Source organism: Pseudomonas sp. JH-2 (genome assembly GCF_036231725.1).
Taxonomy (GTDB): Bacteria; Pseudomonadota; Gammaproteobacteria; order Pseudomonadales; family Pseudomonadaceae; genus Pseudomonas; species Pseudomonas delhiensis.
This window is the reverse complement of record NZ_JAZAQP010000114.1, coordinates 1-1223: the sequence shown is the minus strand read 5'-3', so window position 1 is coordinate 1223 and position 1223 is coordinate 1. Positions and strand designations below refer to the sequence as shown.

The following is a 1223-nucleotide window of genomic DNA, read 5'->3' as shown; positions in this document are numbered from 1 at the left end:
GGTTCTTCGCGGAGTCTGGGGAAAGAGCGGATTGACAGTCAGGGAAGCGGGTAGATTGGCAGTCGCCAAACGAACCAACCCCCACCCCCTGCTGTCGCCGTGCATCCTATTGATCTTGCTGCTTTCTGGCCAGGCTACGAAGTCATCGCCTGCCACCCATCTGCCGACAGCACCCTGCTGATCGAGCTCAAGCCTCACGCCAGCGCTGTCCCCAAATGCGGGCGCTGCGGTCAGGCCAGTCCATTAATCCACGAACGGCGGATTCGCCGGGTGCGTGATCGCGATCTGTTCGACCAGCGCGTCCTGCTCCAACTGCCGGTGCGCCGCGTCGACTGCCTGCGCTGTGGTCGGGTGACCGAGCGGATCGACTGGCTGGAGCCAGCGTCGCGCTTGACCCAGCGCTTGCGCATCTGGCTCGAGGCTTTGCTGCAATTACTGCCCATCAGTCACGTCAGTCGCCTCGTCGGTCTGCATTGGCACACGCTCAAGCAGCTCGACAAACGTCGTCTAGAGGCCGCAGTCGGTGCTTTCGAGCCGGGTGACGTTCGCCGCCTGGTGATGGACGAGTTCGCTCTTCACAAAGGACATCGTTACGCCACCGTGATCATGGATGCGCAGCGGACACGCGTGCTGTGGGTCGGGCATGGCAACAGCCGCGAGGCGATTCAGCCGTTCTTCGAACTGCTCGGTGAGCGCTGCCAGCAAATCGAGGCCGTGGCGATGGACATGAACACCGCCTTCGATCTGGAAGTAAAACAGCATTGCCCCCGTGCCGAAGTGGTCTACGACCTATTCCACGTGGTGGCTCGCTATGGCCGGGAGGTGATCGACCGCATCCGTGTCGATCAGGCCAACGCGCTACGCCAGGACAAAGCGGCACGCAAGGTAATCAAGCAGAGTCGTTGGTTGCTGCTGCGCAATCGCGAAAACCTCAAGGATCAGCAAGCCGTGCAGTTGCAGGAAATCCTCGAGGCCAACCAGCCACTGGCCACGGTCTACGTGCTCAAGGATGCGCTCAAGGAAATCTGGTACGCCCCCAGCGTGCGGGAGGGTTGGCGCCGCTGGCGGGACTGGTTGCGCCACGCCAGGGACAGTGGCCTGGCCCCGCTGCAACGCTTCGCTCGCAATCTGCGCAAATACGCCCGAGGCATCCTGGCCAGCGCTCGCTTCCCCATGCACACCAGCCTGCTGGAAGGGGTAAACAACCGCATCAAGGTGATCAA

1 protein-coding gene is annotated in these 1223 nt (G+C 62.1%); it reads left to right on the top strand.

The features are described from left to right. Positions 1-99: 99 nt before the first annotated feature. The coding region (locus VV867_RS30945; RefSeq protein WP_328568439.1) for an ISL3 family transposase at positions 100-1223 on the top strand (1124 nt) is incomplete at its 3' end.